Annotated in this window: 16 protein-coding genes; 8 read left to right on the forward strand and 8 right to left on the reverse strand. The window is 38.2% G+C overall.

Going from position 1 to position 18,762, the window contains the following annotated elements:
- Window positions 1-23: 23 nt before the first annotated feature.
- Window positions 24-188, reverse strand: a complete 165-nt coding sequence (gene rubA, locus AC1M9J_RS04110) for a rubredoxin RubA (protein WP_000760495.1) — start codon at window positions 186-188, stop codon at window positions 24-26.
- A gap of 491 nt (window positions 189-679) precedes the next feature.
- Here rubA and AC1M9J_RS04115 point away from each other — a divergent pair, with 491 nt between their 5' ends.
- Complete coding sequence (locus AC1M9J_RS04115; RefSeq protein ID WP_035266671.1) at window positions 680-1,216, forward strand: adenine phosphoribosyltransferase; 537 nt, start codon at window positions 680-682, stop codon at window positions 1,214-1,216.
- Window positions 1,217-1,247: 31 nt separating this feature from the next.
- On the opposite strand, the gene AC1M9J_RS04120 is transcribed toward AC1M9J_RS04115, so the two are convergent.
- Window positions 1,248-1,760 (reverse strand): YqiA/YcfP family alpha/beta fold hydrolase, encoded by a 513-nt coding sequence (locus tag AC1M9J_RS04120; RefSeq protein ID WP_179997703.1) that lies wholly within the window; start codon window positions 1,758-1,760, stop codon window positions 1,248-1,250.
- 249 nt (window positions 1,761-2,009) lie between these two features.
- On the opposite strand from AC1M9J_RS04120, the gene lysS reads away from it, so the two are divergent.
- On the forward strand, window positions 2,010-3,539 hold the full coding sequence (lysS, locus tag AC1M9J_RS04125; protein ID WP_481951945.1) for a lysine--tRNA ligase: 1,530 nt from the start codon (window positions 2,010-2,012) through the stop codon (window positions 3,537-3,539).
- A gap of 301 nt (window positions 3,540-3,840) precedes the next feature.
- Window positions 3,841-5,289 carry a capsule assembly Wzi family protein gene (locus AC1M9J_RS04130; protein ID WP_481951946.1) on the forward strand — a complete coding sequence of 483 codons (1,449 nt, stop codon included), beginning with the start codon at window positions 3,841-3,843 and terminating at the stop codon, window positions 5,287-5,289.
- Window positions 5,290-5,337: 48 nt separating this feature from the next.
- Here AC1M9J_RS04130 and AC1M9J_RS04135 read toward each other — a convergent pair whose 3' ends face one another.
- Both AC1M9J_RS04135 and AC1M9J_RS04140 read right to left on the reverse strand, forming a co-directional pair.
- A complete protein-coding gene (locus AC1M9J_RS04135) occupies window positions 5,338-5,865 on the reverse strand; it encodes a hypothetical protein (protein WP_481586517.1) in 528 nt (175 codons plus the stop codon).
- A gap of 15 nt (window positions 5,866-5,880) precedes the next feature.
- Entirely contained in the window at window positions 5,881-6,324 is a 444-nt protein-coding gene (locus tag AC1M9J_RS04140; protein WP_481951947.1) for a GNAT family N-acetyltransferase, read from the reverse strand.
- Window positions 6,325-6,465: 141 nt separating this feature from the next.
- Between AC1M9J_RS04140 and cysD the strand changes: the two genes are divergently transcribed.
- The 4 genes from cysD (at window position 6,466) to AC1M9J_RS04160 (ending at window position 10,956) form a co-directional block, all read left to right on the forward strand.
- A complete protein-coding gene (gene cysD / locus AC1M9J_RS04145; protein WP_035266686.1) occupies window positions 6,466-7,380 on the forward strand; it encodes a sulfate adenylyltransferase subunit CysD in 915 nt (304 codons plus the stop codon).
- 125 nt (window positions 7,381-7,505) lie between these two features.
- On the forward strand, window positions 7,506-9,122 hold the full coding sequence (gene cysN, locus AC1M9J_RS04150; RefSeq protein WP_481590615.1) for a sulfate adenylyltransferase subunit CysN: 1,617 nt from the start codon (window positions 7,506-7,508) through the stop codon (window positions 9,120-9,122).
- 588 nt (window positions 9,123-9,710) lie between these two features.
- On the forward strand, window positions 9,711-9,959 hold the full coding sequence (locus AC1M9J_RS04155; RefSeq protein WP_481609825.1) for a DUF2798 domain-containing protein: 249 nt from the start codon (window positions 9,711-9,713) through the stop codon (window positions 9,957-9,959).
- Window positions 9,960-10,080: 121 nt separating this feature from the next.
- Window positions 10,081-10,956, forward strand: a complete 876-nt coding sequence (locus tag AC1M9J_RS04160; protein ID WP_481951948.1) for an SDR family oxidoreductase — start codon at window positions 10,081-10,083, stop codon at window positions 10,954-10,956.
- A gap of 56 nt (window positions 10,957-11,012) precedes the next feature.
- On the opposite strand, the gene AC1M9J_RS04165 is transcribed toward AC1M9J_RS04160, so the two are convergent.
- From AC1M9J_RS04165 to AC1M9J_RS04175, 3 genes are all read right to left on the reverse strand, one after another.
- Window positions 11,013-13,433, reverse strand: a complete 2,421-nt coding sequence (locus AC1M9J_RS04165) for a glycerophosphodiester phosphodiesterase family protein (protein ID WP_481951949.1) — start codon at window positions 13,431-13,433, stop codon at window positions 11,013-11,015.
- Between the two features lie 264 nt (window positions 13,434-13,697).
- On the reverse strand, window positions 13,698-16,157 hold the full coding sequence (locus AC1M9J_RS04170; RefSeq protein WP_481951950.1) for a glycerophosphodiester phosphodiesterase family protein: 2,460 nt from the start codon (window positions 16,155-16,157) through the stop codon (window positions 13,698-13,700).
- A gap of 138 nt (window positions 16,158-16,295) precedes the next feature.
- A complete protein-coding gene (locus AC1M9J_RS04175) occupies window positions 16,296-16,586 on the reverse strand; it encodes a hypothetical protein (RefSeq protein ID WP_155756968.1) in 291 nt (96 codons plus the stop codon).
- Window positions 16,587-16,717: 131 nt separating this feature from the next.
- Here AC1M9J_RS04175 and AC1M9J_RS04180 point away from each other — a divergent pair, with 131 nt between their 5' ends.
- A complete protein-coding gene (locus AC1M9J_RS04180; RefSeq protein WP_481593898.1) occupies window positions 16,718-17,710 on the forward strand; it encodes an NAD(P)H-quinone oxidoreductase in 993 nt (330 codons plus the stop codon).
- An 82-nt stretch (window positions 17,711-17,792) separates the two neighbouring features.
- Here AC1M9J_RS04180 and AC1M9J_RS04185 read toward each other — a convergent pair whose 3' ends face one another.
- The gene (locus AC1M9J_RS04185) at window positions 17,793-18,470 is read right to left on the reverse strand and encodes a YetF domain-containing protein (RefSeq protein WP_035266694.1); all 678 of its coding nucleotides are present in this window, start codon (window positions 18,468-18,470) and stop codon (window positions 17,793-17,795) included.
- Window positions 18,471-18,762 lie beyond the last annotated feature (292 nt).

An 18,762-nucleotide genomic window follows, 5' to 3' on the forward strand; every position in this document is an offset into this window, starting at 1 on the left:
ATGGTCTTTAAAGGAAATCTGTATTAGATTTCAATCATTTCAAAATCTGCTTTTGATACGCCGCAATCTGGGCAAGTCCAATCATCTGGAATATCTTCCCATTTAGTGCCTGCAGCAATGCCATCTTGTGGCCAGCCTTCTGCTTCGTCATAAATCCATCCACAAACGATGCATTGATATTTTTTCATTTGATTCTCCAAAAATACTGACAATTCCATTTATTGGTGTCAGCCAAAATCTTTCTCACACCTAGACTCAAGTGATATGAATTTTTATCGTTCATATTCAAGCAAATTTTTACGCAGTTCGAGGTGGAAAGTAAAGTAAATAACGGAGTTTAGCTGACTAAAAGAGAAGCTGAATGGCAGATTAGGACAAAACGCATGCTAATTATGCTAATGCATGATAAGACTGAGCATTAAATCTTTGAAATATTTGCCAAAATTATATTCATTATGATTTAAAAAAAATTGTCAGACTTTTGTCGCGTATAGATTTACCAGCTATTCATATAAAATTTATACTGTTTGTGTTTTATACTTGTTATTTAATTAAAAAATGGTTTATTAAAAATCAATAAGTTATATTGGTTGGTGTTTTTGCTTGGCTCAGGTTTGCTATATTTTTTGTCAATAATTCGTTAAAATTCACGCATTCTTTTGTTTAATTCTTATCTCCTATGTCTACTTCTTTGTCTACATCATTGTGGTCACACATTCGTACGGTCCAAGATTTTCCAAAACCAGGAATTTGTTTCTTTGATTTAACTCCTTTGTTCATGCAGAGCATTGCACCTTTAACTGATGCCTTAATCGAAAGTATTCCTGCGGAACAATTGGCAGAGGTAGAGAGTTTCGTTGCTGTTGAAGCACGTGGGTTTGTTTTGGCGAGTTTGTTGGCGCAACGTACTGGCAAGGGGTTGTTGTTGGTTCGTAAAGCTGGAAAATTACCACCACCAGTAATTGGTGTGGGCTATAGCCTTGAGTATGGCATGGACCGTTTAGAAATGTCTGCGGATGTACAGGCTCAAAAAGTGATTATTGTTGATGATGTATTGGCCACAGGTGGTACATTAAAAGCAGTTAAGCAATTGATGGATAAATGTCAGCACACTGTTTTAGGGGCGAGTATTTTTCTTGATTTACCAGACTTACACGCGGATTTAGGAATGAATATTTGGTCTGTTTTGGACGATAAATCAAAACCTCAAATTTAAGTCGAAATGCCTTGTGATTCACAAGGCTTTTTTAATGTGATTGATGATTTGAGTGGCTGACTAATCCGATCAGGTAATTCAGGCGATCAGGGTTTTCCAGTTGATGACGACCACCAATAATACTTTCAACGTACATGTATGGCTCTAATAAGTCAGAGGTACTATGCATATCAATCAGTTCATCACCAAGTTCGATATAAGCGATTTGAGATGAGGTTTTGGATTGAAGCTCCTCAATTGTAATCGCTGGATAATCAGGATCAAAAGATGGCATTAGGCTCGGATTTGCAATCACAGCAGGAAGTTGAAATCGATTTGACATCTTTAATGCCCAGTAACCACCTAGACTATGTCCTACTAAAATGTCTGGTTTAATTTTCTCGATCATATCGATATAAAAACGTTCAACAGCAGCGTATTTTAAATTTCGATAATCAACATTAATGCAATATTTATTTTTAGAAAGAATTGCCTGAAACTTGGTAGATTCTCTTGAAGAATCTAATCCATGCATAAACAATACTTTAGGCTCTTGAGTGTTCATAAGTCATCATTAAATCCATTCTATTTTTTATGATTGTTGAAAGTATACTTTTCCACAATTTATAGGATGATTGTAGAGTGCTGTATTGAAAGTACAACTTAGCTTTTGGTCTAAGAAATGTTCAGACCTAGACTTTAGTAGATGAAATTAAGCGTTTTTCAAATGGCTGATTATTTTTTCTAATGCTCAAGTACTTTGAATTCTGCTATGCTATGCAACTTCTTTTTTAAATAAAATTACGAGGCAGAGATGACGCAACAAAACGCTCAATCGACTTCTGAACAAGCCATTTCCGAAAACGATTTAATCGCACAGCGTCATGCCAAGTTAAAACAGATTCAAGATAAGGCTCAAGAGCAGGGTACTAGCCCTTGGCCAAACACGTTTAAGCGTGAACATTATGCACAAGACCTTCAGGATCAGTTTGCTGATAAATCAAAAGAAGAAATTGAAGGCAGTGAAAAAGTTTATGTCAAAGTTGCGGGTCGAGTGATGTTGAACCGCGGTTCGTTCATGGTGATCCAAGACATGACCGGCCGTATTCAGCTTTATGTTGCACGTAAAGAATTATCTGCAGAGACTTTAGACATTATTAAAGGTCTTGATCTAGGTGATATTATTGCCGTTGAAGGTTACATTGGACGTTCAGGCAAAGGTGATCTTTATGTGCATATTGAACATTTTGAACTCCTCACTAAATCACTCCGTCCTCTTCCAGATAAGTTCCACGGTCTAACAGATACAGAAGTTAAATACCGTAAACGTTATCTTGATCTGATCGTTAACGAAGAAACGCGTAAGACTTTTGAAATTCGAGCAAAAGTAGTTGCTGGTATTCGTAACTTCTTGACTGAAAAACGTTATATGGAAGTTGAAACGCCAATGATGCATGTGATTCCAGGTGGTGCTTCTGCGCGTCCATTTGAAACGCATCACAATGCCTTAGACATGCCATTATTCTTACGTATTGCACCAGAACTTTACTTAAAGCGTTTGGTTGTAGGTGGTTTTGAACGTGTGTTTGAGATTAACCGTAACTTCCGTAATGAAGGTGTGTCTACACGTCACAACCCAGAATTCACTATGATCGAATTCTACCAAGCTTATGCAGACTACAAAGACTTGATGGAACTGACAGAGCAAATGCTAGAAAAACTAGCAATTGATATCTTAGGTTCGACAGATGTACCTTATGGCGAAGAAGTGTATAGCTTCAAAGGTCCATTCAAGAAAATCTCAATGTTTGATGCAATTCTTGAACATAACCCACAATTTACACCTGAAAATGTAAATGATCGCGAGTTCTTAGCTGAGTTTGTTAAGAATGAACTTAAAGAGCAAGTGAAGCCAGGTTTTGGTCTAGGTAAGCTTCAAACGATTGTATTTGAGGAAACTGTTGAAACGAAACTTCGTCAACCGACCTTCATTACTGAATATCCTGCGGAAACCTCTCCATTAGCACGTCGTAACGATGACAACCCGCACATTACTGACCGTTTTGAATTCTTCATTGGTGGTCGTGAGCTTGCAAATGGCTTCTCAGAGTTAAATGACCCAATTGACCAGGCTGAGCGTTTCCAAGCACAGGTAGCTGAAAAAGATGCGGGTGATGATGAAGCAATGCACTATGATGCCGACTTCGTTGAGGCGCTTGAATATGGATTACCTCCTACAGCAGGTGAAGGGATTGGTATTGATCGTCTGGTAATGCTATTTGCCAATGCGCCAAGTATTCGCGATGTGATCTTATTCCCACATATGCGTCACAAAAATGCGTAATAGTGAAATAAAAAAAGCCCTTCTTTGAAGGGCTTTTTTAATTTTTCTTAACATAAAATTAAATTTAAATGTTTTTTAGTGTGAGTGTATTTTGAGGTTTTAATCACAAAATATTTAATTAATGTGATAAAAAATATAGAAAATTATCATTAAGGCTAATCTGTTTAACCAGCTGTATGTTTATCAAAATATTTATACAATGTTATTAAATGTATCTAATTAAATACTTAATGTAAAGTTAATGGATTTATAAATTAAAAATTCAAATAATCAATAAGATATAATCCTAAATTGATTTGTGATGAACCCTAATAGACTTATAAAAATCCTATCATCGAGCTTACTATTTTCTAGTCCACTGGTGTTTGCCAATGGTATTCTCCTCAACGATGAAAACCTGAGAGATGATTTAAATTGGCTGAATCAACAAGGTGTGATTCAAATAAGCACCTCGACATGGCCGCTAAGTGGTGATGAAGTCCAGCGTGCCCTCACCAATGCTAAAATTAACTCCATTGAACAACAAAAGGTTATTCAGGAAGTCGAAAGAGCGATTAAGCAGCAAAATGAAACATTAAAAGTTGATGCTTTCGCGGAGAGTGATCAAAAGAAAATCCCACAATCTTTTGCCGATCATCAAAAAGCACAATATGCGCTTGGTGCAGAGTTAAATCTTGGGGGGCAAAATTGGGATGCGAAGCTCAAAGTTAGAGGTGAAAAAGACCCTCAGATAGACAATGGGCAAGATGTTAACCTAGAAGGCTCATATCTTGCGGGTAAACTTTGGAATCAATGGTTCATTGCTGGTCAGATTCCAACCTACTGGGGATCTGGACACGATGGTAGTTTGATACGTGGAGATGCAAGTCGACCAGTATATGGTTTCACTCTACAGCGTGCTGAACAGTCTGCTTTTGATCATAAATGGCTCTCATGGATCGGGCCTTGGCAATACCAAGCTTTTGGCGGCCAGTTAGATGATTATAAAGCAGTTCCTGATGCTAAAATTATTGGTTTACGTTTGACCGCACAACCACTACCTTATTTAGAGTTCGGTGCATCACGCATTATTCAATGGGGTGGTGAAGGTCGCCCTGAGGATTTAGGAACTCTCTGGGATGCTTGGATTGGTAAAGATAATGTTTACGGGGATACTGTTAATCCATCTAACCAGATTGCTGGATTTGATGCGCGTTTGAATCTAAGCTATTTATTGAACCAGCCAATCGGCGTCTATGCTCAATACGTGGGGGAAGATGAAGCAGGTGGCTTACCTGCTAAGAAAATGTATCAGGCTGGGGTGGATTATTCTTCATCTTTAAAAAAAATGCCTTATCAGGTTTATGCTGAGTGGGTAGACACCACTACAAATGGGAAGGCCCAAGGAATATCTTATAATCACAGTGTTTATACAGATGGATATTATCAACATGGCTATCCTCTTGCACATGCGATTGGGGGAGATGGTGAGATGATTTCTTTGGGTGGAAATATTCGTTTTGATGCCATGAATAGACTTTCAGGTCGCGTATTATTTTCAAAAGTAAATCAATCAAATCGAGATACCAATGCTGCATTTTCCGAAGAAGATGATATCCAAGCATTAGATTTAACTTGGACGCATTTTGTGAAGCCGAATTTGCCATTAAAGATTAATGGTTGGATTGCAGATTCAGATCGTCATGGTAATGATGCAGGTGCTTCTGTTGGTATTGAAATACCTTTAGATGTCAAAAAACTGGGACGTTAATATTCTTAGATTAGCAATTGAAAAAGCCACCTGAAAAGGTGGCTTTTTTTACATGAGACTTGTTTGTATCCGAACTTTCATTTCTAAGCTAAGTTGCGCGATATAATCCTTCATCCATGGGTAATTCTGTCCCATTGGATTTACTTTAGTGGCTGTGTCTAAAAAACTAAGCTCAGGTTGACTGAATAATTGCTTTTCTAAGCAGTCTTTAAATTGCTCAGCGTTCGCATATAAATCTGTTTCAACTACAAAAAAATGTTTTGGGTAATTGTAAAAGGCGTAGCACAAATTAAAAGCTTTTTGATTGCCTTTTAAATGACCAATACTAATTTCACTTCTATGATCTTGATTGCTATGTGTAACGCCAATCAAGAACTTTAGTTTTTGATCAGTATGTTCAACAGCAAACTGTAAGCCAATTTGATCAGCAGTTAACTCGTGCTGAACAAAAATATTTAAAGCAGAACCATTTTCAGTAAACGGTTCTTGTAACACTAGAATTTGATGATGCTGATAAATATGACCAGCAATTTGAGCTCGCTCTAAATGTTGTTTAAGAGATTCAAGGCTAAGCATGGGAGATAAAAATAACTAATTTAGAGATTTTTTATATTGAATGAATCCCGTTTCGGTTGCAACACGATTATACAAAAGTCTAGCATTATCATTGCTTTTATGGGTTAACCAATACACTCTATCATAATTATTTTTACATTCGTCATAACTAAATTCTATTAATTTCCTGGCTAAGCCCTGATTTCTATAATTTGCATCAATAAACAAATCTTGGAGATAACAATAAGGGAGTTTAGTCCAAGTGCTTGCGTGAGAAATGAGATGTACAATTCCGACGACGTTTTGATTTTTTATAATGGCATAGCCAAACATATCGGTTTGCGACGCATCAGATAATCGTTTGAAAGTCAGAGCCGCTTGTTGAGGATTCAATTCGGTCTTGTAGAATTCAAGGTAAGCTGACCAAAGGGCTAACCATTCTTGGTATTTTATATTTGAAAGGCCTGTAATTATTATCATAATTAGATTGTCTCTTTGCTTATATTCTATTTGGGTATATCAATATAAAAAAACGAGATAAAGCTCCGTTGTCTAAATCACTATAATGAATATAAATTTTCAAAAGTGTCATAAGTACACATATTCTAGCTGGTGTTGTCCATGTCATTAAATGAGGAAAGACTTACTCATCTTAAACAGCTTGAAGCTGAGAGTATTCATATCATTCGCGAAGTTGCTGCAGAATTCGAAAATCCAGTCATGCTTTATTCGATTGGTAAGGACTCGGCAGTTATGCTGCATTTAGCGCTTAAAGCATTCTATCCTGCAAAACTCCCTTTTCCACTGTTACATGTAGATACAGGTTGGAAATTTAAGGACATGATTGCTTTCCGCGACAATATGGCTAAGCAACACGGTTTCGATCTTATCGTCCACCAAAATAAAGAAGGTAAGGATGCTGGGATTAACCCATTTGATCATGGTAGTTCGAAATATACTGATATCATGAAAACTCAGGGTTTAAAACAGGCATTAGATAAATACAAGTTCGATGCTGCATTTGGTGGTGCTCGCCGTGATGAAGAAAAATCACGTGCCAAAGAACGTGTGTATTCATTCCGTGATGATAAACATCGTTGGGATCCTAAAAACCAACGTCCAGAACTTTGGAATCTTTACAATGGTAAAGTGAACAAAGGCGAAAGTATCCGTGTGTTCCCATTGTCGAACTGGACTGAGCTTGATATTTGGCAATATATTTACTTAGAAAGTATTCCACTTGTTCCATTGTACTTGGCGGCAGAACGACCTGTTGTTGAGCGTAGTGGTACATTAATTATGGTGGATGATGAGCGTATGCCTTTAAAAGAAGGTGAAGTTCCACAAATGAAATCGGTTCGTTTCCGTACTTTGGGGTGTTACCCATTGACAGGTGCGGTGGAGTCGACTGCTAACACCTTGCCAGAAATTATCCAAGAAATGTTGCTTGCAACCAGTTCTGAGCGCCAAGGTCGAATGATTGACCATGATGAAGCGGGCTCGATGGAAAAGAAAAAGCAAGAAGGTTACTTCTAGAATCTCTCTTGCGCAGCAGCGTTGCTCCTCTCTTTGTAAAAGAGAGGAGTCATCCTCCTTTTTCAAAGGGGGAACGAGGGGGATTCAAATACACCGATTTCAACATATTTGTGGAGCTATGAGCCATGTCTCATCAATCAGATTTGATTAGCCAAGATATCTTGGGTTATTTAAAACAACACGAAAATAAAGACTTATTACGCTTTTTGACTTGCGGTAACGTAGATGATGGTAAATCAACTTTAATTGGTCGTTTACTTTACGATTCAAAATTGATTTATGAAGATCAATTGCAAGCAGTAACACGTGATTCTAAAAAAGTCGGTACAACAGGTGATGCACCTGACTTAGCGTTACTTGTAGATGGTTTACAAGCAGAGCGTGAACAAGGTATTACGATTGATGTAGCTTACCGTTATTTCTCTACAGAAAAACGTAAGTTCATTATTGCCGACACTCCGGGGCATGAACAATACACACGTAACATGGCTACAGGTGCGTCTACGTGTGACCTTGCGATCATTTTAATTGATGCGCGTTACGGTGTTCAGACACAAACACGTCGTCATACGTATATTGCAAGCTTACTTGGTATTAAGAACATTATTGTTGCGATCAACAAAATGGACTTGGTTGAGTTCTCTGAAGCACGCTTTAATGAGATTCAAACAGAATACGCAGGCTTTGTTGCACAATTGGGTGACCGTAAACCATCTAACATCATCTTTACGCCGATTTCTGCGTTAAATGGTGATAACGTTGTAAACAAATCACCAAATACACCTTGGTACACAGGCGAAACTTTGATGGGTACGCTTGAGTCTGTAGAGATTAATCGTACTTCAGCTAAAGCTGACTTCCGCTTCCCTGTACAGTATGTGAACCGTCCTAACCTCGATTTCCGTGGTTTCTGCGGTACGATCGCACTAGGTGATATCAACGTTGGAGATACAATTACTGCGTTGCCATCAGGTAAATCATCTACAGTTAAAGAAATCGTTACTTTTGATGGTAACTTAGAACGTGCAGTTGCTGGTCAAGCAGTGACATTAACGTTAAACGACGAGATTGATATTTCTCGTGGTAACGTACTTGTACGTGCAGACCAAGAAGTACCGGCAATTTCTCGTTCTGTTCAAGCGACTGTTGTATGGATGGCTGACCAACCGCTTGCGATTGGTAAGTTATATAACGTGAAGATTGGTACGCAAACTGTTCCTGCTAAGGTAACAGCAATTAACTTCCGTACAAACGTAAATACGCTTGAAAAAGTTCAAGTTGAAAACTTAGAGCTGAATGCGATTGCGAATGTAACGATTGAATTTGATGCACCAGTCGTATTTGACCGTTATCAAGATAGCCGTTACACAGGTTCATTTATCTTTATTGACCGCTTAAGCAACGTTACAGTTGGTGCAGGTATGGTTGAAGAGGCAGTTGAGTGGACTGCACATAATGAGCCTGTAACATCAGAAGCACGTGCGGCGCGTTTGGGTCAAAAGCCTGCTGCGGTAACTGTATCAAATGCTGCAATTGTGAATGCACAAGTATTAGAAAGCTTATTGATCCAACAAGGTGTTGTCGCGATTGCTAAAGCTGGTTTAACTGCTGAGCAAGTTGCATTATTACGTGAAACTGGAGTGGTGGTCATTACTGATACTGCAACAGGTACGGATGCAAGTTTTGAAGTAGAAGCTGCTGAAGAATTGGCTGAGAAGATTGTGGAATTGGTTCGTCTTTAAGATTAACTGATTTAAAAAAACCCGCCTGATGGCGGGTTTTTTTATTTAAAAGTTAATAACGACCACACTAGTCTTAATGAGCTAAGATAGGGTAAACATTAACGATAAATTCGAGATATGATGAAATAATAGCGTATTTGCTTTTGATGCTCTTAACGGCGTGTGTTAATGCTCCGATACAACAAAAACACCCTAGTAAAGCTTGTTTAGAATACCAACAGATGATGACAGCGCCTATGCCTAGAGAAGCTATGCAAAAACTGAAAAAAAGTGCTTCGAATCTAAAGAATAGAGATTAACGGTAAAATTGAACTAAAAACTTAAAACATTTTCATAGAGTAGAAAAGCTAAAAAATAAAATCATCGTTTAAAGTTAAATATTTTTTTATTGCTCATGAGTCTTGATTAAGATGGAAACTAATCCATTCTATTTAATATACATTTATTAAGAAAAAATATTAAATCATGCCTCAAGGTTCAAAATTTTAACGATATTGGATTAGTTTTGTGTGCTTGAAACTTGAAAAATATAGGAATAGTGATTGCATTGGTGCTAAATTAAATGAGATGAAATGATTAGGCGCTACAATGAATAAAGCACTCCCAAAATTTCACCCCAAACATCTCAATTGGCTGATGCCGTTAATTTTGTCATGTTTGATGAGTGGTTCAATTTCTTTAATTAATATTGTAATGAATCGTGGATTTTTTGATGGGATCTGGGTGGTCTGGATAAAGACGTGGGCAATGTCTTGGTTAATCGCATTTCCATTGATCTTAATATTTTTACCTGTGGTAAGAAAAATCTTAATGCGGTTTGTAAAAACGATACCATAGCCCTTGAAAGAAAGGTTTGATTAGCATTTAAAACAACAATTATAAAATTCTATGATCTTGCAACTGTTAAAAAATCGGGATAATTTTGCAAGTCGATAAAAATTACAACCTAAGGATTGGCATGACATATAACTCAGTATTCAAGGAAAACTTATTTCAGAATCAGGTCATCATTGTGACAGGAGGTGGTTCTGGTATTGGACGTTGTACAGCTCATGAGCTTGCATCATTGGATGCACAAGTGATTATTACAGGGCGTACCCAAGAAAAACTCGATAAAGTTGTTGCTGAAATCATGGAAGATGGTGGTAGAGCCTATGGCATCGCTTGTGATAATCGTGATGAAGCACAAGTGAAAGCCATGATTAGCGAAGTAACTAAAAAATTCGGACGAGTTGATGGCTTGGTGAATAATGCAGGCGGACAATTTCCAGCGCATTTAGAAAAAATCTCAGCCAATGGATTTGATGCTGTCATTCGAAACAATCTACACGCTACATTCTATCTTATGCGCGAAGCTTACAATCAGTGGATGAATAAGCATGGTGGAAGTATTGTCAACATGACTGCTGATATGTGGGGAGGTATGCCGAATATGGGACATTCAGGCGCAGCTCGTGCAGGGGTCGATAATCTGACCAAGACAGCTGCTGTCGAATGGGGTAAATCAGGAGTTCGCGTGAACGCCGTAGCACCTGGATGGATTTTGTCATCAGGTATGGATACATATACTGGTGAAATGGCTGAAAAAGTGATTCCAAGTATGGCGGAGAAAGTTCCTTTGCAACGCATGGGAGCGGAAGCTGAGGTGTCATCAGCGATCGTCTATTTATTGTCTGAAGCATCTAAATTTATATCGGGTGTCACGATACGGATTGATGGCGCAGCTTCTCAAGGCACACGTATATTTCCATTAAGTCCGGCTGAGAATAATCAAGCCTATGATGGATTTCACCGTTCTTTTTTACCCGAAGTGATCCAAAATTTAAAAAAATAAGAAATGCCCAATTGAAGCTTTAAACTTAACAATTGGGCATGTAAATTTAAAGTTTCTTACTGAATCGTGACTGTGACGGGTTTACCGTACAGGGTGTAGCTATAATTCGGAGCAATCGTGTATTGATAGCTCGGCATGACATAGGCTTTGCCTTTTTCACTAAACGTAATCGACTGACCATTTTTACTATATTTGGCAGAACCAGGCAGAACAATCATTGAATTAAAGTTTTGTGCTGAAGCCTTACCTATTTGAGTAACTTTTTCTCCACTAAAAACAACAGGCTGTCCCACTTTCGCAGTAATTTGACCTGGAGTATTGATCTTGACGACTAAATCAGAAGATTCATGAGCATAATCGGTGGTTAAGCCATGTGTTCCTTGTACATACATACGATTAAAATCATCTTTATTGGTACGGAATGTCCAAGGCCAGAAAGTTACGCCACGTAAGCTCGCCATTGACATTAACTCTTTGCTTAATCCTGCAAAAGACGGGTTAAATGTAGAAGAATATTTTTGAGTCGCGTCTAATATTCGACGTGTGTTTACAATATTGCTTTGTGCGTTCGGCGTACTCGTTAAGAAGCCTGTAGAAACACCCGGTAAGGTATTTTTCATCTGTAAGATTTGATCACCATTAAAACTAATAACAATCGATTGATCATAGGCATTATGCTTATCTAAAAGCTCTTTAATCTTCGCTACAATTTCAGGCTTAGCACTTTTAATTTCGATGAAATTGGTCACATGGGGGTATTTTTTGACTGCAGCCAAAACCTCATCCATGGTTGGAACTGGACGACCATTGGGAATCGTACGTAACTGACGAATTTCAGCTAAGGTCAGATCTTCAGTGTTTCTGCTATCACCTGTGGTACGTTTTAGCGTCCCGTCATGCATCAAGAAAACATGTCCATCTTTCGATAGATAAACATCATATTCAACTGCATCAGCACCTACCTCAATAGCTTTGATTGTTCCTTCTAAAGTATTTTCATCCTCTAAAGCTGGAATACCACGATGGCCTGTGATGAGGGGTTTTCTTAACAAGGTATTTGGTGCCATCTGCTTCATAATGTTTTGGAAAACATCTGGCTGTTGAGTATAGATCCCATTAATCCCAGTGCTTAAAATATCAGCTGCTTTGAATGCATCAATGCCATCTTTTTGATCTGGATGAAGTGTGCTTGCCCAGGGTGTTATTAATAAGCGTTGTAGATGAGATACGACTTCTGATTGCACTAAGTGCGGCGGTAAAATGACAATTTTTGATAAAGAAGAGTTGGTATTATGCGCAATTTTTACAATATCTAATTTACTATTGGTTAAACCAGATTGTTTTGAATAGTCGAGTGCTGTACGCAATACAGGGATTTCAACACGAGCTTTACGTAAGAGTTCAGGCTGATCCGACACCAAGGTGATATCAGCGAGATCATAGTTTTCTGTCAACGTTTTCAGATTACGAATTGTTTTTTCTGAATTGATCGTTAATAGCGGAATATGACGTCGTGTTGAATCATTTAAATAATCTTTTAAATGAGTAATTTTCTTTTGATCTTGGTTAAGAAGATTGAGTTGCTCATCCAGTTGGTAGGCAACATGAGTTGCTAATGGAGCTGAGTTCAGTGTAGTTGCGCCAGCAGGCTGAGCGAGTGCTGGTGCCATAGAGACTGGCAATTGCTGATCGATTAGATCTGTAACTCGATTAGACTCTGGTAGGGCTTCAAGTTGCTCAGTCACTTTAATTGAATCTACACGCATCAAAGCGCCAGCTGTAGAAATGCCAATGCCACCCTGATTTAAATTGTAAGGTAGCGTGCTATCGAGTACGAGTTCATCATTAATATAATGGCGTACGCGTTGGCCATGTACAATGACTGTTGCTTTGTAGGTTTTATTTAACTCAAAATTCTCTTTATATGCAGATTTCTGTAAAACATTCCATGTGTTGTTAGGTTGACGCATAGAAAGTTCAAGACCACTTGCAGCGGTTGCATCAACCCGAAATGCGAATTGATAGTATGGAGTAAAAGCTGGATCAGCATATTGATCAGCGGCACGATAGATGATGCTACCCCAACGCCCGCCATTGTTATTTTCTAAGAAAGCAAAATCCATATCGATACGATAATTACGATGTTGCTGTAGTTCGTTTGGCAACATGATGGTCGTCATTTGTGTATCGTGCGCCGTACCATTGATGAATAGTGCTCCATCTTTAACTTCAATATTCCCTGGATTGCTACGAAGTTGAGTCCAATCGTTTGGAATAGCAATTAAAGCATTGAAATTTTCTTCAAAAAGTATTTTGGGTACAGGAACTTCAATTTCTGGTGTTTCAGGTTCTGGAGATGGATTAGGATTTTCTGTTTGATCTGGATTTGATACAGCATTTTTTTGATCATCATCGGAGCAAGCCGTTAAGCTTAATGTTAATAATATTGCTGACGTCAGTGTTGTAAATTTCATCATTAAAAAGTACTCGAAAAGTATGTCCCTAAGCGAGACACAATCTAAGTACATAAAATGACAATTCTATGGATTTGTCATAAAGTAAAAAAAATATTACATATTAAATATTTATGAAATTCATCAGTTTTAAATACTGTCGTGTTTAAGCGGTGAACATCATTAAAAATCCAGTTGAAATCTTATGAAAAGATGAGGGAAAATGCGATTTTCGAAAAAAACCAACTCAGCGAACTGAATTGGTCTCCAAATATCAATGTGATGTGCTTATTGAATGGTCACAGTCACGGGTTTTGCATAGATGGTATAGGTGAAATTGGGTGCTATGGTGTATTGGTAGCTTGGCATGACATAGGCTGTACCACGTTCACTGAAACTCACAGATTGACCATTTAGACTATATTTTGCAGAGCCTGGTAGTACGAGCATCGTATTGAAGCTTTGGTAACTAGATTGACCCAGTTGCGTTAATTTTTGCCCAGCGATTTGTAAAGGTTGACCAACAGTTGCTGTTATTTGTCGTGGAGTTTTAATTTTGACCACAAAATTTGATGCATCTTGTGCATAATCTGTGGTCAACCCATGTGTACCTTGAATGTACATACGATAGAAATCATTTTTTATTAAACGGAACGTCCAAGGCCAGAAGGTTACACCACGTAAACTTGCCAGATACATGACGTCCTGATTCAAACCACTATAATTCGGATTAAATGTTGAAGAAAATTGTCGTGTTGTTTCCAAAATTCTTCGAACGTTTAGAAAAGTAGTTTGTTCCTTTGGTGGATATACCAATAAACCCGTTGATACACCTTTTAGAGTGTTCTTCATTTCAAGAATTTGTTGCCCATCAAAACTTATGACAATCACTTGACCATATGCATCATATTTATCAAGTAAATCTTTAATTTTTGAAATTATTTCGGGTTTTGCACTCTTAATCTCGATAAAATTGGTGACATGTGGGTATTTTTCAACTACTGCAGCCAATACTTCATCCATCGTCGGTATGGCAAGTCGCTGCCCGGTCGTTTTAAGTTTACGAACCTCTTCGAGCGTCATGTTCTCAATATTTTTTGCGATACCCGTTGTGCGTAAAACCGATTTATCATGCATTAAAACGACATGGTCATCTTTCGTCAGATAGACATCATATTCCACGGCATCAGCGCCAACTTCTATCGCTTTAAGAATACCTTCAAGGGTATTTTCATCAACTTGAGATGGAATTCCACGATGACCTGTAATGAGCGGTTTACGAAGTAGGGTGTTGGGCGCCATTGAGCGCATGATGGAATGAAATAATTCAGGCTGAAGCGTATAAATGCCATTCACTCCTGTCGTTAATATCTCAGCAGCTTGATAGGCATCAAGTTTAGGACTGGTCTGTCCAGAAGTATTGTGGGTAAAACCTGCCCAAGGTGTGATCAATAAACGTTGCAAGTGTGCAACCAGATGAGATTGAACCAAATGGGCTGGTAAAATCACAATTTTAGAAAGTGATGTATTGGTTGCCTGTGCAATTTTCACAACACTATTTTGATCTGAAATCAAATTGTACTTTTCAGACCAATCCAATGCTGTACGGATTTCTGGAATCTCCACACGCGCTTTTCTTAATAGATATGGATCATCAGAGACTAGCGTGACATCACTAAAATCATAATCTGAAGACAAAGATCTTAATTCAGCCAGTGTGTTTTCAGAGTCGATATGCAGAAGAGGAAGTGTTCTTTTTGTTTGATCAGAAAGAAGACTTCTGAGGTGCATCGAGGCCTTATTGTCGAAATCTTTTAAAAATAATTGTTCATCAAGTTGGTACGCAATATAAGTGGCGGTATGAGCGTTATCATTTGTTGATGAGTCGGCTGGTTGTGCTAAAGCGGGCGCCATTGCAACTGGATATTTGTGATCAATGACATCTGTGATCCGATCTTGAGTAGGGAGAGTATCAAGTTGTTCAATCACCCGTATTGTGTTGACCTTCATCAGCAATCCTGCTGCTGAAAGTCCAATGGCACCTTGGTTTAGGTTGGTGGGTAATTCACCATCAAAAACCAATTGATCATTTAAGTAATGACGAACACGTTGATTATGAACAACAACTGTAGCCTTATAAGGCGTATTTAGAGCGATGTTTGATTCAAATTTGGATGTATTGATGACATTCCATGTGTTATTCGAACGTCTAAGTGCGAGTTCTAGACCATTATAAGCAGATGCATCTGCACGAATAGCAAATTGGTAGTATGGTGTATATTCAGGTTGAGCAAACACATCTGAAGCTCTATAAATAATACTTCCCCAACGAGTACCGTTATTACGCTCAAGGTATTCAAATTCTAACTCAATTTTATAGTTGCGAAGCTTTTGAAAATCCGAACTTAACATGATGGTGGTGGGTTTGGTTAAATCTTTGCGACCATCAATCAGTAAGGCACCCTCTTTAAATTGAATGCTACCTGGATTTGAAGGCAGAATATTCCAATCAGAAGGTATTGAATAAAGTTCAGTAAAATCCAGATTTAAATAAGTGTTTGGTTGTGGAACATTGATCGGTGTTTCAGGTTCGAGATCTGGTGGTAGGGGTGGTTTTGGATCTTCAGGCTGAATTGGTATGGTTGGCTCAGGAGTATTTGGTAAGGTTGATTTAGCTTGATCTTCCCCAGAGCATCCTGCTAAACCGAGCATGAGCGATAGTGTGACAACTAGAGTCTGCTTTTTCATTTTAAAATTCTCGAGTGTACGATCCATGACGACCTTAAAATCTATGAAATTATGGTTACAATTCCTTTGTAAATCAGAAAAATACGAAGCTTTGTATATATTATTGAGTTATTTTAATATTCGTGTCTGAGGCAAGGTTCAAAATAAAAGATTTAAAACTTGCCATCCACCAATAATGACACGAATGATCCCCAAAGCGACGAACAATATCATTTCAAAAAAACAGAAAACTAAAAAAGTCCAACCTGCTGCACCATCCACTTTGCTCGCATCGTATTCAATGTATAGCAATAACAACACCAGCCCAATTTGGAAGTAGATCATCGCAATTACTGCTGAATCCCATGGAAAACTTAACAAAAAAGTCCAACAGATGATGACCAAGGCAGCAAAACTGCATGGCAAAATAAATTGCAGCAAGTAACGCATATTATTTTCCCCAAAAAATAATGATTCGTTTTCATCCTTATACATAAGTAATACAGGACTTTATCAATGCGATCAACTATGATGAAATTGATTGAAATGAATGAAAAGTATTGTAAATAAAGGATTTGATTATGGCACAAAGCATGCAACATGTGATCATTACTGAACCAGGCGGCGTTGAGAAGTTGGCTTATGAAACGGTTGATATTCCGCAACCTAAAGACAATGAAGTCTTGGTGAAAGTACATGCTTTCGGCATTAACCGTCCTGATATTTTACAGCGCCAAGGTTTATATCCAATGCCTAAAGGGGTCACACCTGTACCTGGGTTAGAGGTATCAGGGGAAGTCGTTGCAGTAGGGGCTGAGGTAAACGCCTATCAGGTGGGGGATCAAGTGTGTGGACTCACCAATGGTGGTGGTTATGCGGAATACTGTGTGGTGCCTGAATCTCAGCTGATTAATATTCCTGCAGGGGTGAGTCATATTCAAGCTGCTGCAATTCCAGAAACATTTTTTACCGTTTGGGCGAATATTTTTCAAATGGGCAAAGCTAAAGCGGGGGAAACGGCTTTAATCCATGGCGGAACCAGTGGGATTGGAACAACAGCATTAATGTTGTGTAAAGCATTTGGCTTAAAAACTTTTGCGACTGTTGGCTCAGATGAGAAAGTAAAAGCAATTCAAGATTTGACGCATGCAATTAATTATAAAACGGAAGACTTTGAACAGGTCATTCAGCAAGCGACGGAAGAAAATGGCGTAGATATTGTCTTAGATATGGTTGGAGCGCCTTATTTAGCCCAAAACTTGAATGTATTACGTCGTGATGGGCGTTTGGTTTATATCGCATTTCTTGGAGGAGCTAAAGCTGACGGCGTAAAATTAGGTCAAATCATGATGAAGCGTTTAACCATTACTGGCTCAACCATGCGTGCACGTACCACAGCAGAAAAAGCCAAAATCGCTCAAGATTTAAAGACACATGTTGCGCCGTTATGGGCAAAAGGTGAATGTCTACCGATGATTTATAAAACTTTTAATTTTGATGAGATTCAAGCGGCTCATTTGGCAATGGATGCAGGTGATCACATTGGTAAAATTGTGGTGAAAGTCTTGGATTAATCTCAACCACCTATGTTCGATTGAGTCAGCGCTGAGGATGAATAATCTGCTTCGTCCCAACAGACTTTAGATTATTCATCTGCTAACCAATTCTTAGACTGTTCATTGCTTGCGTCCAATCTTGGCAAGAACAGCGCGGACAATCTTGAAGTGGTTGTTGAAGTTCAGTACAGAATCCACAATGTGTACACGCATATATTACGCTAGGTTTTACCTTGTATATTGATTGAGCTTGATCTGGAAAAATTGGTAAGCCATATTTAACTTGCTCATCGGGATAAAACAAAATACTGAAATTCCCATCGGACTCTAATAGACCGACTCGAATTTGACCTAAATGCTCAACGGATTGACGACGCATTTCCGAAAAGAACTCATCATGCGACATATTACCTCGCTTGAATGCTTCAAGGACGAGCATGCCATCTTTTACGATGTAACAGGATTTACCTTCGACTAAGTCTTCGAAAGGCTGATATTTCATCATTAACCACGTTGTGGTGCGGTAAAGCAAGATGATCACACTCATGACGACTACGGCTTGAATTAAGGGTAAATCCTCCGTAAACATTGGATCTCCAGCAATCGATCCAAGACAAAGAATAATGGCAACTTCAAAGATGGAGAGTTGTCTAACCCCTCGCTTGCCAGTCAAACGAAGAAAAAGAATGATGAGTAAATACATCACCACACATCGGATTAAAATTTCGAAAACAAATACCCATGTGGTGTCGTAAAAAAAGATAGAAGCAAAATCCATTTGTTCCTCAATTTTCTAGGTGATTCTACTTAAGCTATCAAGCGCCAAAAAAAAGAAATACAGAATTATTGTCGAATTATTATGACTTTATGTAGATGTGGTGCGTGACTTGAATATTAAATCATGTTGTTTAAAAGATAGGGAGTGGAATTACAGTTGTTAATGTTAATCAGGATTTTGAATATATGAGATAAGGTTGGCATTTTTTATTCATTACGATGATCCGAAATGTTTGTTATGTATTTGTAATATTCTGTTATATTCTTATGGTTGCATGTTTCGGTGTTTAACC

The sequence above is a fragment of the Acinetobacter sp. ANC_7588 genome, assembly GCF_056783995.1.